The 14,753-nt window shown below is 70.6% G+C and carries 16 protein-coding genes; 6 read left to right on the forward strand and 10 right to left on the reverse strand.

The genetic code is table 11. The features are described from left to right. Nucleotides 1-32 precede the first annotated feature (32 nt). The gene (locus C3L37_RS11040) at nt 33-1,196 is read right to left on the reverse strand and encodes a pyridoxal phosphate-dependent aminotransferase (RefSeq protein WP_394345790.1); all 1,164 of its coding nucleotides are present in this window, start codon (nt 1,194-1,196) and stop codon (nt 33-35) included. 4 nt (nt 1,197-1,200) lie between these two features. After that, on the reverse strand, nt 1,201-1,377 hold the full coding sequence (locus C3L37_RS24335; RefSeq protein WP_164974737.1) for a hypothetical protein: 177 nt from the start codon (nt 1,375-1,377) through the stop codon (nt 1,201-1,203). A 158-nt stretch (nt 1,378-1,535) separates the two neighbouring features. Here C3L37_RS24335 and C3L37_RS11045 point away from each other — a divergent pair, with 158 nt between their 5' ends. The 3 genes from C3L37_RS11045 (at nt 1,536) to C3L37_RS11055 (ending at nt 4,833) form a co-directional block, all read left to right on the forward strand. After that, the gene (locus tag C3L37_RS11045; protein WP_129114677.1) at nt 1,536-2,549 is read left to right on the forward strand and encodes an agmatinase family protein; all 1,014 of its coding nucleotides are present in this window, start codon (nt 1,536-1,538) and stop codon (nt 2,547-2,549) included. A gap of 69 nt (nt 2,550-2,618) precedes the next feature. Continuing rightward, on the forward strand, nt 2,619-4,052 hold the full coding sequence (locus tag C3L37_RS11050; RefSeq protein ID WP_129114678.1) for a sodium:solute symporter family transporter: 1,434 nt from the start codon (nt 2,619-2,621) through the stop codon (nt 4,050-4,052). Between the two features lie 58 nt (nt 4,053-4,110). Then, on the forward strand, nt 4,111-4,833 hold the full coding sequence (locus C3L37_RS11055; protein ID WP_129114679.1) for a hypothetical protein: 723 nt from the start codon (nt 4,111-4,113) through the stop codon (nt 4,831-4,833). Nucleotides 4,834-4,854: 21 nt separating this feature from the next. Here C3L37_RS11055 and C3L37_RS11060 read toward each other — a convergent pair whose 3' ends face one another. From C3L37_RS11060 to phnG, 8 genes are read right to left on the reverse strand one after another with little or no spacing between them, the layout of a single operon-like run. Then, nucleotides 4,855-5,619, reverse strand: coding sequence for a sugar phosphate isomerase/epimerase family protein (locus C3L37_RS11060; protein ID WP_129114680.1), 765 nt, complete (start codon nt 5,617-5,619; stop codon nt 4,855-4,857). Then, nucleotides 5,616-6,836 (reverse strand): alpha-D-ribose 1-methylphosphonate 5-triphosphate diphosphatase, encoded by a 1,221-nt coding sequence (locus C3L37_RS11065; RefSeq protein ID WP_129114681.1) that lies wholly within the window; start codon nt 6,834-6,836, stop codon nt 5,616-5,618. Before C3L37_RS11065 ends, C3L37_RS11060 begins: the two co-directional genes overlap by 4 nt. After that, entirely contained in the window at nt 6,833-7,564 is a 732-nt protein-coding gene (locus tag C3L37_RS11070; RefSeq protein ID WP_129114682.1) for a phosphonate C-P lyase system protein PhnL, read from the reverse strand. Before C3L37_RS11070 ends, C3L37_RS11065 begins: the two co-directional genes overlap by 4 nt. A gap of 1 nt (nt 7,565) precedes the next feature. Continuing rightward, nucleotides 7,566-8,423 carry an ATP-binding cassette domain-containing protein gene (locus tag C3L37_RS11075; RefSeq protein WP_228546209.1) on the reverse strand — a complete coding sequence of 286 codons (858 nt, stop codon included), beginning with the start codon at nt 8,421-8,423 and terminating at the stop codon, nt 7,566-7,568. Then, nucleotides 8,384-9,370, reverse strand: coding sequence for an alpha-D-ribose 1-methylphosphonate 5-phosphate C-P-lyase PhnJ (locus C3L37_RS11080; RefSeq protein WP_129114683.1), 987 nt, complete (start codon nt 9,368-9,370; stop codon nt 8,384-8,386). The genes C3L37_RS11075 and C3L37_RS11080 overlap by 40 nt, the downstream gene beginning before the upstream one ends. Further along, nucleotides 9,363-10,523 (reverse strand): carbon-phosphorus lyase complex subunit PhnI, encoded by a 1,161-nt coding sequence (locus C3L37_RS11085; protein WP_129114684.1) that lies wholly within the window; start codon nt 10,521-10,523, stop codon nt 9,363-9,365. Before C3L37_RS11085 ends, C3L37_RS11080 begins: the two co-directional genes overlap by 8 nt. Further along, entirely contained in the window at nt 10,524-11,129 is a 606-nt protein-coding gene (phnH, locus tag C3L37_RS11090; protein ID WP_129114685.1) for a phosphonate C-P lyase system protein PhnH, read from the reverse strand. It lies immediately after the preceding gene. Continuing rightward, nucleotides 11,126-11,581 carry a phosphonate C-P lyase system protein PhnG gene (phnG, locus tag C3L37_RS11095; protein WP_129114686.1) on the reverse strand — a complete coding sequence of 152 codons (456 nt, stop codon included), beginning with the start codon at nt 11,579-11,581 and terminating at the stop codon, nt 11,126-11,128. The genes phnH and phnG overlap by 4 nt, the downstream gene beginning before the upstream one ends. Nucleotides 11,582-11,850: 269 nt before the next feature. On the opposite strand from phnG, the gene C3L37_RS11100 reads away from it, so the two are divergent. From C3L37_RS11100 to phnE, 3 genes are read left to right on the forward strand one after another with little or no spacing between them, the layout of a single operon-like run. Continuing rightward, nucleotides 11,851-12,897, forward strand: a complete 1,047-nt coding sequence (locus C3L37_RS11100) for a PhnD/SsuA/transferrin family substrate-binding protein (RefSeq protein ID WP_228546210.1) — start codon at nt 11,851-11,853, stop codon at nt 12,895-12,897. A gap of 8 nt (nt 12,898-12,905) precedes the next feature. Continuing rightward, nucleotides 12,906-13,733, forward strand: a complete 828-nt coding sequence (locus C3L37_RS11105) for a phosphonate ABC transporter ATP-binding protein (RefSeq protein ID WP_129114687.1) — start codon at nt 12,906-12,908, stop codon at nt 13,731-13,733. After that, complete coding sequence (gene phnE / locus C3L37_RS11110) at nt 13,730-14,737, forward strand: phosphonate ABC transporter, permease protein PhnE (protein WP_129114688.1); 1,008 nt, start codon at nt 13,730-13,732, stop codon at nt 14,735-14,737. The genes C3L37_RS11105 and phnE overlap by 4 nt, the downstream gene beginning before the upstream one ends. Nucleotides 14,738-14,753: the final 16 nt, after the last annotated feature.

The raw sequence follows: 14,753 nt of genomic DNA on the forward strand, positions 1-14,753 counted from the left end.
GAACGGCGGGTCGGCGCGTCGGCGCTCCGCAATCACCACCAGCGGTTCTCGTCGAGCCGGGAGAGCGCCTCCTCGATCGTCGGCTCGTTCCGCGAGAAGGTGAAGCGAACCCAGTCCGCCTCGCCGTCCGCGTAGAAGCTGCTCCCTGGGACGGTCGCGACGCCGGCCTCGCGGACCAGCCGGAGGGCGAACTCGGTGTCGTCCTCGTCCGTCCCGTACCGAGCCATCATGTAGTAACTGCCGTCCGGTTTGACCGGGTCGAGGCCCGCGTCGAGAAGCCCTTCGTGCGTGCGGTCGCGTCGCGCCTCGTACGTCTCGCGCAGGCCGTCGTAGTAGTCGTCGGGGAGCGAGAGGGCCGTCACCCCCGCCCGCTGGAAGGGGGTGGGCGCGCAGATGCTCGTGTAGTCGTGGAACTTCCGGAGCTCCGCCGAGAGTCGCTCCGGCGCGAGCACGAAGCCGACGCGCCAGCCGGTGACGCTGTACGTCTTCGACATCCCGGTGCAGACGACCGTCCGGGACGCGAGGTCGCCGACTTCGACCGGGCTTCGGTACGCATCGTCGTAGACGATGTGCTCGTAGATCTCGTCGGTCACCACGATCAGGTCCTCGTCGGCGGCGACGTCGGCGATGACGTCGAGTTCGGCCGGCGAGAACACCTTCCCGGTCGGGTTCTGGGGGGTGTTGAGGAGCAGGATCGACGCCCCGCCCGCGGCGTCCGCGAGCGCGTCGGCGTCGACCTCCATTCCCGCCGTGATGTCGAGGGGAATCGGTCGCCCGCCGGCGAAGCGGATCGCCGGGATGTAGCTCTCGTAGGTCGGCTCGAAGTAGACGACGCCATCCCCCTCGTCGCAGAGCGCGAGCAGCGTGGACATGATCCCCTCGCTCGTCCCGCAGGTGATCGTCACCTCCGAGTCGGCGTCGTATCGCACGCCCTTCCAGTCCTCGTAGCGCTCCGAAACCGCCGCTCTGAGTTCGGGGAGCCCCCACGTGATCGTGTACTGGCTGTCCGCCGCGATCGCCTCCGTCGCGGCCGCCTTCACCGCGGGCGGCGTCTCGTCCTCGTCGGGGATCCCCTGCGAGAGGTTGATCGCGTCGTTGGCGATCGCCTCGCGCGTCATCCGTCGGATCACGGACTCGGAGACGCCCCGCGTCCGCCGGCTGCCGATCGCCCGATCGAGGGTTCGTTTTCCCTCCATCGGTCTACCGCCCGCCCGACGCTGGCTCCGCCGCGGCCGCGGCGTCGTTCGTCTCGGCTGCCGCCTCGATCGCCTCCTCCGACGCCTCGCTCGCTCTCCCCGACGCGTCGTTCACCTCGACCGTCGTCCAACCCGTCCGAGGCGCGTGCGAACCTTTAACCCGTCCTTCGCTCAAGACCATGGTGGCAAGTAGATTCCACCTATCAAATACCTTGTTATGTTCCCTCACAGCACGCACCCGGCTGAGAAGCGAGAGTCCACCGATCGACGTCGCGTCGGCGCGATCCCGATCCGGAAGCGCAGAACCGTCCCGGCGCCGATTCGCACGGGGGCGATCCGATGAGCGACCGAGCGCCGCGCTCCCGCGCCGTCGCGTTCCGCGAGAGCCACGCGGGCGCGGACGTGGAGATGGCGTACGCCGGGTTGAAGACGTTCCTGAAGGGGGAACCGCGCCCGGTCGAGGACGCGGACGACGCCGACGTCGCCGTCCTCGGCGCGCCGTACGACGGCGCGGTGAGCAACCGACCCGGCGCGCGGTACGGCCCGGGGGCGATCCGGGAGGCCAGCGGCTGGTGGGCCTACCTCTCCGGCTACAAGGGCGGACTCACCAACATGAACACCGGCGCGCAGGTCGACTACGCCGACCTGTCGATCGTCGACTGCGGCGACGTGCCGGTGTTCCCGATGGACCACGAGCTGACCGCCGAGAGCATCACCGCCCACGTCGCGACCGCCGCGGAGCGGGCCTTCCCGGTGTTGCTCGGCGGCGACCACTACTGCACGTACCCGTCGTTTCTCGGCTTCGCCGAGGGGTGCGGCGCGGAGACGGTCGGCCTCGTCCAGATCGACGCGCACACGGACACGTCCTCCGAGAGCACGGTCCTCGGCGACCACTACCACGGATCGAGCACGCACCTCATCGCCCGTTCGCCGTACTCGGACTACGAGCACGTGAGCCAGGTCGGCATCCGCGGCTACGAGAGCCCGGACTTCTTCGAGTTCGCCGAGGAGACCGGTCTCAACCTCTTTACGATGCGCGACGTGGACGAGCGCGGCGTCGACGCGGTCGTGACGGACGCGATCGCGGCGGCGGCCGCCGACGCCGACGCGGTGTACGTGACGTTCGACGTCGACTCGATCGATCCGAGCGTCGCCCCCGGCACCGGCACGCCCGAACCGGCCGGCCTGAGCGCCCACCAGGCGCTGCGGACGATGGAGATCCTCGGCGCGCACGACGCCGTCGGCGCGGCCGACCTGATGGAGGTCGCCCCGCGGTACGACCCCACGGAGGGAACCCAGCGGCTCGCCGCCTACCTCCTCGTCACGCTGCTCGAACGCCGATTCGCCGAGTAGCGGCCCGGTTCCGTCGCGAGCCGGTTCATACGCCAACGCTTAAGTAACGGAGGGTGGCAATAGATTGCCATGGTAAGCTCACCCATCGACGCGGGCGTCGTGGTCGTGTACATGCTCGCGATGGTCGGACTGGGGTACTGGGGGTACTCGAAGTCGGAGAGCTTGGACGATTACCTCGTCGCCGGGCGGAACGTCCCGATGTGGATGTTCGTGCCGGTCATGTCGGCGGTCATCCTCGGCGGCGCGGCGACCGTCGGCGGCGGCGGGCTCGGCTACGAGAGCGGCATCTCGGGGGCGTGGCTCGTCATCTCGCTCGGCCTCGGAACGGTCGTCCTCGGCGTCCTCATCTCGACGAACCTCGCGAACCTCCGGGCGTATTCGCTCGGCGAGGTGCTGGAGCGCCGGTTCGACCGCTACTCGGGCACCATTGGGGCGCTCATCGCCGGGGTCTACGCGCTCACCATCGCCACCACGCAGACCATCGCCGTCGGAAAGGTGTTGAGCGTCCTGTTCGACTTCAATGGGACGACGATGATCGTCGCCGCGGGCGTGATCATCATCGGCTACACGGCGCTCGGCGGGATGGTGACGGTGACGCTCACCGACTTCGTCCAGTGGTGCATCATGACCGTCGGGATCTTCCTGCTCGCCATCCCGCTCGGATTACAGTCGATCGGCGGATTCTCCACCCTCTCGGCCGAACTCGACCCGTCGTTCTTCGACCCGACCGCGATCGGACTGGACGCGATCTGGGGCTTCGTCCTCCTGTACGTCCTCGGGATCATGATCGGTCAGGACATCTGGCAACGGGTGTTCACGGCGGAATCGCCCGAGGTGGCCCGCACCGGCACGATCGTCGCCGGCGGCTACGCCATCGTCTACGGCCTCGCGACGGCGTTCCTCGGGATGATCGCGCTCGTCCTCCTGCCCGACCTCGGCGATCCCGAACTCGCCCTCCCCCTCCTCGTCCTCGACGTGATCCCCGTCGGCCTCTCGGGGCTCGTCCTCGCAGGCTTCATCTCGGCGATGATGTCGACCGCGGACTCGGCGCTCCTCGCCTCCAGCACGCTCTTTACGAACGACGTGTACAAGCGCTTCGTCGACCCCGACGCGAGCGACCGGCGGTACACGGCCGTCTCGCGCGCGTTCATCGTCGTCCTCGGCGTCGTCATGGTGTACGCCGCGGTCGCGATCGGCGACGTCGTCACCGCGCTCACCCTCGCGTACGACCTCCTCACCGGCTGTATCTTCGTCCCAGTGTTCGGCGCGTTCTTCTGGCGCGGCGCGACGTGGCAGGGCGCGCTGACGTCGATCCTCGGCAGCGCCGCCGCGGTCGTCGCCGCGCTCGCCCACTTCGGCTTCGCGTCGAACTACCCGATCTACGTCGGGCTCGCGACTAGCTTCGTCCTGTTCGTCGGCGTGAGCGTCGTCACCGGCCCGCCCGCGCGGGACAAACTCGACCGGTGGCTCGGCGGCGTCGACTCCTCGTCGACGCTCGACTGACGGGTGCCCGAAGTCCTCCGCCCGTGCCTCTATGTTCCCGCCCGCGCGATCGTAGCGGGTGACCGTCCTCTCGCTCCTCCGACTGCGCTCGCCCGCGGACTTCGCCGAGTGGTACCGGATCGGCGCGGCGTACGTCCTCGACGTGTCCGACGAGATGGGCTTCGACACCGGATCGTTCGCGGCCGACGCGCGGGAGGCGACCGCCGCGCTCCGCGCCGGCGACGCCGACCTCCGGCCCGCGCTGGCCCGCTCCGTCGCTGCCGACCTCCTCGCCGACGCCGTCTTCTCCGAGCCGTTCTGCGAGTGGATGCCGCTGTGGTACGAACTCTCGCTCCTCGCGTTCAACAGGGCCGCGGAGGCCCGGCTCCGGCGCGTCGCCCGGGCGGTCGCGCGACCGCTCGATCACGCGACCGCACCGCGGTTCAGCAGACCGCGCGACGTCCTCGTCGGGGGTCGCCCCGCGACCGCACACGTTTCGGGGTTCGCGGAGCGGTTCGTCCTCGCCGACGCGGTGTTGCACCTCGAGTGGTACGTCCACGTCGCCCGCGAGTCGGGGATCGACGTGCCGGCCGACCTCGTCGCGCGGTGCCGCGCGGAGAGCGTCGCGTACTACGCCGGCCGCCGGCCGGACCTCTCCCCCGACGTTCGGCGGTTCCAACGTGCGCTGTTCGCGGACGACGCGTGGGTCCGCCGGATCGACGAGGCGTACGGGCTCGACAGCGCGCTGTTCGGGGTCTGGGAGCGGATCCTCGCGCGGGCGCGACGAGACCTCGACGGGTGAGCGCGTTTCCCCGGTTCCCCATCAACGCCCGAGGACGCACGTTTCCACGTCCCGAACCGTTTTCATCTCCAGCACGTTGTACGGCGCGCCGACCGCATCGCAGACGGCCTCGTAGCCCGAAAACGGCAGGTGCTGGTCCGCGGTGCCGTCGTTGTCGTGGAGGTGGACGACCTCGATCCGGTCGCCGAACCGCTCCGCGAACGCGCGCCAATCGTGACCGTTCACCTTCGCGTGGCCCACGTCGAGCGTCACGCGCAGGGCGTCCGGGCCGGCGTCGACCGCGTCGAGCGTCGCCGCGAGGTCGTCCGGACTCGTCGTGTGCCGTTCCTTCTCGTCCGAACGGGGCTGGTTTTCGAGACAGAGCGGCACGCCCACGTCGGCCGCGTGCGCGGCGCACTCCGCGAGCGATCGACGGGCGTTCTCGCGCGCTTTTCGTCGGACGTAGTCGGGGTACCGACGGGGAACCGACCCCCCGTGGACGACGACGGCACCCGCGCCCGCCGCCGCGGCGTCGTCGAGCGTCCGCACGACCTGCTCGACGCTCGCGGCCCGGGAGGCGTCGTTGAAGCTCCCGAGGTTCCAGTCGCGAAACGGCGCGTGGTAGGTGACGGTGACGCCGAACGTTTCGGCGAGCTCGCCCACCCGCGCCGGCGACGGCGTCTCGGGGTGCCCGTGGAGGTACTCGCGCTTGAGTTCGACGTGGTCGAGCCCGAGATCCGTGACGTAGTCGAGGAACGGTTCGATCCGCACGTCGAACCGGACGTCCACCGCCGCGCCGACCGTCATCGGTCGCCCTCCGTTCGAGGGGCTTCGGGCCCGCGGTCGACGGTCCCGCACCCGCCGACCGCGCGGTACACCTCGCGTCCGGCCACGACGGCGCGTTCGACGACGGGCGTCGGCTCGGGATCGACCACGACGAGGTCCGCGCGTGCCCCCGGTTCGATCTGCCCCCGATCCGTCAGCCCGACCGCCTGCGCCGGGTTCTTCGTCACCCGCGCAACGCGCGTCGGGAGCGGTTCGCCCGTCTCGACGAACGGCGCGGCGAGCAGCGACGGCGGGTGGTAGTCCGCACAGAGCGCGTCGACGACCCCCTCGGCGATGGCCTCGGCCGTGCTGAGGTTACCCCAGTTGCTGCCGCCGCGGACGAGGTTGGGCGCGCCCATCGCCGTCGTCAGTCCGAGTTCGTGCGCCCGGCGCGCGGCCTCGATGGTGACCGGGTACTCGCTGATCCCGACTCCGCGGCCGTCGAGCCGTTCGACCTCGACCGGCGTCTCGTCGTCGTGGGAGGCGACCGCCACGCCGGCCTCCCGGGCGGCGGCGACGATCCGCGCGATCCGGTCGGAGAGCGCTCCGTCGCTCAGGGCCGCCCGCTCGTCGAGGATCTCCGCGGCCGCCTCGCGGCTCAGCCCGGCGTGATCGACGTACCACCGCAGGAACCGATCGCGATCGCGGAACTGCCCCTTCCCGGGAACGTGGCACATCAGCGAGACGAGGTCGGCCGCCCGCCGTTCGAGGATGCGCTCGACGGCGACGACGCTCTCGCGCTCCGTCAGTTCGCACCGGGCGTGGACGAAGTGGTCGCCGAGAAGCGAACCGGTCGAGGCGATCGCGTCGACCAGCTCCGTCGCGAGGTCAGTCGAACGGTCCTTCTCCGGGGAGTCCTCGAAGGCGACGGCGTGGAACTTCGTCGTCACCCCCGCGGCGACGTTCGCCCGGTCGGCCGCGGCGAGCGCCATCGGCGTTCCGACTCGCGCGCCGCTCCGCGGGTAGAGGTGCGACTCGACGTCGTCGCCGTGTAAGTCGACGAGGCCGGGGAGCAGGAACTTGCCGTCGGCGTCGAGCCGCGAGCGGACGCTCGCGGGGGGCGATCCCTCCGCGACCGCGGCGATTCGCTCCCCTTCGATCAGGACGTGTCCCTCGACGACCGCCTCCGGCGCGACGATCCGCGCGTTTTCGACGCAGAGGACGTCGGTCCGGGCGTCCGGCGTCCGCGCTTCGCTCACGCGACCACCTCCTCGCGGTACTCCTCGACCGGGACGACGCGATCCACCCGCGCATCGCGAAGTTCGGCCACGCGGTCCGCGATCCGCGCGACGACCGCGCGGTCGTGGAAGACGCCGACGATCGCGGTCCCCTCGTCGAGGTACGAGTCGAGGAGGTCGAGCGCGGCCGCCCGCGTCTCGGGATCGAGCGCGCTCGTCGGCTCGTCGAGCAGGAGCAGCCGCGGGCGGGGGCCGACGGCGCGGGCGAGGTTCACCCGCTGGCGCTCGCCGCCGCTGAACGTCGCCGGGTAGGCCTCGAACAGCTCTTCCGGGAGTCGAAGCCGCCGGAGCAGGTCGTGCGCGCGCTCGCGGGCCGCCTCGCGCGGCGCTCCTCCCTCGCGCAGCGGGCGGGCGACCACGTCGACGGCCGGCACCCGGGGGATCTCGTGGAGGAACTGCGAGGCGTAGCCGATCTCTCCGCCGCGGAGGGCGAGCACCTCCCGCTCGGAGCAGGTCGCGAGGTCGACCGATCCGCCGTCGTGCGCGAATCGGACCGACCCCGCGGTCGGGTCGTACGTCCGGTAGATGCACTTGAGGAGCGACGACTTGCCGCTCCCGCTCTCGCCGACGACCGCGAGGAACTCGCCCTCGCGGATGTCGAGGTCGACGCCGTCGAGGCCGACGACGCGCGTACCGCCGGCCGCGTGGAGTTCGAACCGCTTCGTGAGGTTTCGTACTGACAGGAGCATTTCAGATCACCGAGTTGATGAGCGTCTGGGTGTACTCGTGGTGCGGGTCCTCCAGGATGCGGTCGGTCAGCCCCGACTCGACGACGCGGCCGTGTCGCATGACGAGCGTCCGGTCCGCGAGCAGGCGGATGACGCCGAGGTCGTGCGAGACGACGATCGTCGCGATCCCCTTCTCGCGCTGGATGCGCCTGAACGCGTCCAGCACGCGCGCCTGCACGCTCACGTCGAGGCCGGTCGTCGGCTCGTCGAGGATGACGAGCGCAGGGTCGTTGGCGATCGCCTTCGCGATCTGCACCCGGCGCTGCATGCCGCCGCTGTAGGTGCGCGTCGGGTCGTCCATCCGGTCGACCGGGATCTCCGTCTCCGCGAACAGCTCGCGGACCCGCTCGCGTATCTCGCCGTAGTCGCGCCAGCCGGCGGCGAGCAGCTTCTCCGCGACGTTACCGCCGCCGGAGAAGTCGAGGTTCAGCCCGTCGCGGACGCGCTGGTGGACCATCCCGACGTGGCGGTTCCGGAGCGCGAAGCGCTCCTCGTAGTTCGCCTCCAGTACGTTGCCGTCGTAACCGACGTGCTCGACCACACCGAAGGTCGCCGCGAGGTCGAGCGCGAGGATCTCCGCGAGGCTCGATTTACCGGATCCGCTCTCGCCGACGACGCCGAGCACCTCGCCCTCGTGGACCGCGAGGTCGACTTCGGCGCAGCCGACGACGCTGCCGCAGACCGGACACCGGTTGTCACCCGCGCGGTCGCCGGTTCGATCGACGCACGACGGGCAGCCCTCGCCGTAGATCCGCCCGACGCCGCGCGCGCCGAGGACCGTCACGTCGGCCCACCCCCGTCCGTCGTCCCCGGCCCCCACGCGACCCCGGACCGGTCGAGGTGGTGATCCTTCGGCAGGTCGGGGTCGCGGGACCGTTTCTCGCAGAAGCTCTCGTCGTTGCAGACGAACCGCCGCTCGCCCGCGTCCGTCTCGATCTCGGTGAGGTACGTGTCCGCGCTCCCGCATTCGGCGCAGCCGTCCGCCGGGAACCGCTCGACCCGGAACGGCCTGTCCTCGAACGCGAGCGGTTCGACGGCCGTGTGCGGCGGAACCGCGTAGATTCGCGCCTCCCGCCCCGCGGCGAACAGGAACAGCGTGTCCGCGTCGTCGAGCTTCGGCACGTCCCACCGCGGCACGGGCGAGGGGTCCATCAGGTAGCGACCGTTCACCATCACGGGGTAGCGCGCCGCGATGTCGATCTCGCCCCACTCGACGACGTTCTCGTACAGCGCGACCCACATCTTGCTGTAGTCGCCGTGGGCGTGCCGCCGCCGGTTGCGGTCGTCGCTGCCGTCGACCCGCCGGAGGGCGTCGGTGACGGGCACCTGCAGGACGAGCACCTGCTCGTCCGTCACGACCTCCTCGGGGATGCGGTGGCGGGTCTGGATCACCGTGGCCGCCGTCGTGTCGGTCGTCGTCTCGACCCTCGCCGTGGTCCGAGCCAGCCGGCGGATGTTCGCGGCGTTCACGCTCTCGTCGCTGCCCTGATCGATCACCTTGAAGACGTCGTCGGGGCCGAGAAGCGAGAGCGACGCCTGAATGCCGCCCGTCCCCCAGCCGCGCGCGAGCGGCATCTCGCGCGAGGCGAACGGCACCTGGTGGCCGGGGATCGCGATCGCCTTGAGTATCGCGCGGCGAACCTCGCGCTTCGTGTGCTCGTCGAGGTACGCCTCGTTGTACCCGTCGAGCCCCTCGGATTCGAAGGCGGCGAGCGCGTCGTCGACCGACGCCGCGTCCAGCCGCCCGTCGGGGCCGACCTCAGTCATCCGCGCTCGCCTCCGCCGGTGCGCCGCCGGCGTCCGCTCCCCGCTCCCGCTTTCGCTCCCTGATCGAGCGGATGCGGTCGAGGATGCTGCCGAAGGTCACGTAGTGGGGGAGCTTCAGGTGCTCGACGAAGCCGAACGAGTCGACCCCGTCGATCACGTCGAGCACGAACTCGGCGTCCTCGGCGGGTTCGTCGCCGCCGAGCTGGATCGAGGCGTCGAGCATCGTCATCCCGATCGCCTTCCGCTCGTTGCGGCCGAAGACGAGCCCGTACCCGAAGGCGAACCGCGGCTCGTCGCGCGTCTCGTACGCCGGAACGACGCCCTCGCACTCCGTTACCTCGACGCTCGCCACCTCGACCGGGTCGCCGGTGTACGGGTGCTCGATCCGGACCGGCAGCTCGCCGGTTCGGACCTCCGCGAGCGTCGGGTGCACCCGTCCGTAGCCCCGGAGCGCGCTGTAGCCGAGCGCCGTGACCGCGCCCGTCTCGCCCCGCGCGAGTTCCTGTAACACCGCGGACCGCGGGGCCGGAAAGAGCACCGGCTCCCGCGTCGAGTCGAAGGGCTCGGCGGCGCTCGCCCCGTCGTCCGCCGCGTTTCGTTCGCCGTCCGTCGCGTTCGACTCTCCGTCCGTCGCGTCCGGCCCTCCGATCAACCCCTCCTCGCGGAGGAGGTCCATCACGTTGCGGAGCGCCCGCGGCTCCTCCTCGTCGACGTCCCAGTCTGCGGTCGGGTCCACCGGCTCGTCGTCCTCGGCGAGGTCGAAGTCGAGCAGCCGCTGGGTGTAGTCCTTCGTCGCGCCGAGGATCTGTCCGCCGGGGACGTCCTTGAACGCGGGCGACACCCGCCGGGTGGCGAACATCTCGGCCGGTTCGACGGGGACCGCGCTCCCCCACCGCTCCAGCGTCGACCGGTACGCCCGCAGCAGGAACGTCGCCTCCGCGGCGTCGCCCTGCGCCTGCTTCACCGCGAGCGCGGCGAGCCGCGGGGCGAACAGGCCGGCCTCGCCCATCACCTGCGCGGTGAGCCGACCGAGCTGCCCGCCGATCTGGTCGGGATCGACGTCGGCCGTCCCCGCTTCGATCCGGCGCTTTTCGAACAGTTCCTCGGCGCGTCGGATCACCTCCTCGCCGGCTTTGACCGCAACGTAGCCCATCTACGCCACCTCCAGCGAGACGGAGCGCGGCAGCGCCGCGACGCGATCGCCCGCGGCGAACACGACGTCGACCCCCCGCGGGTAGTCCGACTGCGCGTCGGCGACGGCCCGGAGCTCCGCCCTCGGGAGCCCGCCGACGGCGAGCGTCCGTTCGTCGGGAACGCCCGGGCCGGTGACGGTCACCCGCGTCGAGTCGGCGGATCGGATGGGCGGGGCGTCGCGTGCGTCCCTGCCGCTTCCACGGTTTTCGTCATCAACGGTCCGCACCGCGTCGACGCGGTAAATCACGGTCGCGCCGACCGAGGGTTCCTTTCGGGTGCCGCGGTTCGCGTCGCGGACGCGGCCGTCGGTCGACTCGGGCGCGTGGACGACGCGCGCCGCCTCGAACGGCGCGTCCGCGAGGCGTCCCTCGCCGGCGAGCGCCTCGCGCACGTCGGCGTCGGGCGTAAAGCACGTCACCTCGTGGTCGACGAGCGTCGCCAGGACCGCCCGGTCGGCGGGCGCGACCGGCACCCGCCGAACCGTCCCCGGTCGACTCGTCGCGTCGACGAGCGCCCGGAACGTCTCGCGCGCGTCGCGGACGGGGTCCATCCCGAGCGCTCTCATCCGTCCTCCTCCATCGTCTCGAACTCGACGGTCGTAGCGCGGCTCTCGGCCCACCGCCGTCGGCGACGGCGCTCCCTGGCGGCGGCGGCGGCCCGGAGCTCCGCCGCGATCCGGTCGGTCAAGTCGTGACCGGCGGCGACGGCGGCGTCGACGATCGCGCCGGAGAGGGCCGCGCGCTCCTCCTTTCCGGGGATCATCGCGAAGCCCCTCGCGCCGTCGAGTTCGACCTCGGCGGCCGTGACCAGCACCTCGCCGAGGTTGAACGGCCGCTTCTCGACGGGCTCCGTCACCCGCTGCATCACGAGTTGCGCCGACGGCTCCCGGAGCACGCGGAGCTCGGGTCCGTCGGCGAGGACGGCGTCCGCGAGCTCGGCGAGCGTTTCCCCCTCGCAAGCGGCGATCAGTTCGAACCGATCCGACCGATCGCGCGCGCCGTGTGTTGCGGTTTGCACGGCCGCACCGTCGGGAAACGGGGAGATAAGCGCTGTCTGGGTACTCTCCAGCCCTGCGCGCGACGGCGGGGCGGATCACCTCTTGGACGAGTCGCCTCCGGCCCACTCCGGACTCCCCCGACCGGACCGTGACTGACCCGGTCCGAAATCGACGCGTCCGGACGGAACCGGTCGAACGACTCGAACGGAGGTCTCCGCAGGGTGGTGCGCGTCCGCCCGTAGTCTACCCAGACAAGGGTTAATCGGGGTTCCTCCCTGGCGGCACCTGTATGTCTCACCCCACAGAGGCCATCTCGACCACCGACGGACCGACGACGGGAACCGACGCCGACCGCAGCTCCGCCGGCGATGCGACACGTATCGGCCGCCGGCGGTACCTCGTCGGCGCGGGCGCGGCGGCGGTCGCGACGCTTTCGGGCTGCACCGAGTCGCTCGGGATGACCGGCGGTGGCGGCGAGACCGTCACGGTCCTCCTCACCCCGGACAACCCCTCGGAGGTACAGAAGGACTACGAGCCGATGATGAACTACCTGAACGAGGAGGTCGACGGCGCGGAGTTCGAAGCCCGCGTCCCGACCGACTACTCGGCCATCCTCCCGGCGCTGAAGAGCGAGAAGGCCGAGATCGGGATGGACGACATCACGATGATCTCCGCGCCGGAGGAACTCGACGTCCTCGGGACGACCGTCGCCGGCGGGACGGCGTTTTACTTCTCGATGATGCTCACCCGGGACGACACCGGCGTCGAGGAGCCGGCCGACATGGAGGGAAAGACGATGGCGTTCGCCGACCCGCTGTCGACCAGCGGCTCGCTCTACGCCGTGTACGAACTCAAGCGGGCTGGCCTCGACATCGGCGAAGCGCCGGGAAGCGACGAGGGCGCCGACTTCGACGGGAACTGGTCGGACCACCAGAACGCCGTCGAACAGGTGCTGAACGAGGAGGCCGACGCGTGTTGCACCTGGGGCGGCAACGGGATGCGTTTCGTCCCCGAGGACCAGCTGACGGACGAGGTGAAGGAGAAGTCCGCGTTCGTCGACGAGGCCGGTTCGGAGGACGAACAGCTCACCGTCGTCACGTTCTCCGAACCGATCCCCAACCAACCGGTGTACGCGCGCGCGAGCTGGGACTCGCCGATCAAAGACGAGATGCGAGACCGCCTGCTCGCGCTCGAATCGGGCGACCTGGACGAGTACACGCCGGACGACTACGACGGCGAGATCCCGTTCGAACGCCTGAAGGACACCACCGAGGAGGACTACCAGCCGGTGATCGACGTCGTCGACGAACTCGGGATCGACCTCACCCAGGAGTAGCTCTCCCCATGAGCACGCTGACCGTGAGGAACCTGACGAAGCGCTACGGCGACGTCACGGCGCTGCGGGACGTCTCGTTCGAGATCGACGACGACGAGTTCGCGGTGCTCCTCGGCGAGTCGGGGGCGGGGAAGTCGACGCTGCTGCGCTGCGTGAACGGCCTCACGGAGCCGACGGAGGGGGAAATCCGCCTCGACGGGGAGCCGCTCTCGAAGTCCCGCTCGGACGTGGCGATGATCTTCCAGCGGCACAACCTCATCGAGCCGATGACCGCCTACTCGAACGCGCTCACCGGCGCGCTCCACCGGACGTCGCTGGCCGAGAGCGTCCTGCAGCGGCACGACGAGGCCGACGAACTCGCGGCGCTCTCGGCGCTCGACACCGTCGGCCTCCTCGCCGCGGCGCACCAGCCCGTCGCGAACATGAGCGGCGGCCAGCGGCAACGCGTCGGCATCGCCCGGGCGCTCGTCCAGGATCCCGGCCTGCTCCTCGCGGACGAGCCCGTCGCCAGCCTCGACCCGTCGAGCGCCGAAACCGTGATGACGTACCTGAAGCGGGCCTCGCGCGAGCACGGCATCGCGACGCTCGCGAGCCTCCACCAGGTGAACATCGCCCGCTACTTCGGCGATCGCTTCCTCGGACTGCGGGACGGGCGGCTGGTCTTCGACGGGCGGTGCGACGAGCTGACGTACGACGTGATCGACGAGCTGTACGGCGAGGTAGAGACGGTCGGCCTCGGCGTCCCCGGCAGCGAAACCCGGGTTCGGATCGACGGCGATCCAGTCCTCGAAGCCGACGGGAGCGTCGGAACGGCGTCCGGTCGGGGTGGGCTATGAGCCCCGACGGTGTTGCTGACGAGCGAAGCGAGTCGTCGGCTCGTCGGAAAGCGGAACGGACCGACGGCGGTTCGACCGGCGTCGGCGCGCCGATCGAACGCAAGCGAGCCGATCTGCGACGCCGACGGCGGAAGCGACGGATCAGGGGAGGCGTCGTCGCCCTGGTCCTGCTCGCGCTCTTTTCGATCTCGTACGTCGCCGTCGGCTTCTCCGTCGTCGAACTCGTCCTCTCGTGGCCGGAGTTCCGCGAGGCGCTCCGCGAGTACTTCCCGCCGGGGACCCTGTTCGGCGTCGTGCCGTTCGTCGACCTCGGGCGGTACTGGGAGTTCATCGTCGAGGAGGAACTGCTGCGGCTCTCCATCGTGACCGTCTCGATGGGACTCCTCGGGACGATGCTCGGCGCGCCCGGGGCGCTGCTCCTCGGCGTCCTCGGGAGCGAGCGCGTCACGCCGTTCCCGTTCAACTTCGTCTTCCGGTCGGTCATGAGCGTCATCCGCGCCATCCCGGCGCTGGTCTGGGCGCTCATCTTCATCCCGCTCGGTGGCGTCACGCCGTTCACCGGAACGCTCGCCATCGCCGTCGACACGATGGGCTACCTCGGCCGGCTGTTCACGGACGAGCTGGAGGAGATCGAGACGGGCCCGATCGAGGGGATCCAGAGTACGGGTGCGAGCGGCGAGCAGACGGTCGTCTTCGGGATGTTGAGCCAGGTCGTCAGACAGTACATCGCGTGGACGATGTACGTCTTCGAGATCAACGTCCGCATCGCCATCTCGCTCGGGATCATCGGCGCGGGCGGACTCGGGCTCGTCCTCGACATTCAGCGACGGACGTTCCAGTACACGAATATGATGGCCGCGATCCTCGTCTCGGTCGTGCTCATCCTGCTCATCGAGTTCGTGAGTCAGCGAATCAGGGCGTCTCTGCGTGGCGAAGAGTCGCAGGGGTTCGTCGACCACCTCCGCGGCTTCCCCGACCGGATGACCGAGGCGATGGGTCGCTGACGGCGGTTGGCGCTTT

This window comes from Halegenticoccus tardaugens, from assembly GCF_004116405.1.
GTDB classification, from domain to species: domain Archaea; phylum Halobacteriota; class Halobacteria; order Halobacteriales; family Haloferacaceae; genus Halegenticoccus; species Halegenticoccus tardaugens.

What these genes read in the sequence shown, in the direction of transcription:
- C3L37_RS11040 (WP_394345790.1), bottom strand. Translation starts at nt 1,196, where the DNA reads ATGGAGGGAAAACGAACCCTCGATCGGGCGATCGGCAGCCGGCGGACG.
- C3L37_RS24335 (WP_164974737.1), bottom strand. Translation starts at nt 1,377, where the DNA reads ATGGTCTTGAGCGAAGGACGGGTTAAAGGTTCGCACGCGCCTCGGACG.
- C3L37_RS11045 (WP_129114677.1), top strand. Translation starts at nt 1,536, where the DNA reads ATGAGCGACCGAGCGCCGCGCTCCCGCGCCGTCGCGTTCCGCGAGAGC.
- C3L37_RS11050 (WP_129114678.1), top strand. Translation starts at nt 2,619, where the DNA reads ATGGTAAGCTCACCCATCGACGCGGGCGTCGTGGTCGTGTACATGCTC.
- C3L37_RS11060 (WP_129114680.1), bottom strand. Translation starts at nt 5,619, where the DNA reads ATGACGGTCGGCGCGGCGGTGGACGTCCGGTTCGACGTGCGGATCGAA.
- C3L37_RS11070 (WP_129114682.1), bottom strand. Translation starts at nt 7,564, where the DNA reads ATGCTCCTGTCAGTACGAAACCTCACGAAGCGGTTCGAACTCCACGCG.
- C3L37_RS11080 (WP_129114683.1), bottom strand. Translation starts at nt 9,370, where the DNA reads ATGACTGAGGTCGGCCCCGACGGGCGGCTGGACGCGGCGTCGGTCGAC.
- C3L37_RS11085 (WP_129114684.1), bottom strand. Translation starts at nt 10,523, where the DNA reads ATGGGCTACGTTGCGGTCAAAGCCGGCGAGGAGGTGATCCGACGCGCC.
- phnH (WP_129114685.1), bottom strand. Translation starts at nt 11,129, where the DNA reads ATGAGAGCGCTCGGGATGGACCCCGTCCGCGACGCGCGCGAGACGTTC.
- C3L37_RS11100 (WP_228546210.1), top strand. Translation starts at nt 11,851, where the DNA reads ATGTCTCACCCCACAGAGGCCATCTCGACCACCGACGGACCGACGACG.
- C3L37_RS11105 (WP_129114687.1), top strand. Translation starts at nt 12,906, where the DNA reads ATGAGCACGCTGACCGTGAGGAACCTGACGAAGCGCTACGGCGACGTC.
- phnE (WP_129114688.1), top strand. Translation starts at nt 13,730, where the DNA reads ATGAGCCCCGACGGTGTTGCTGACGAGCGAAGCGAGTCGTCGGCTCGT.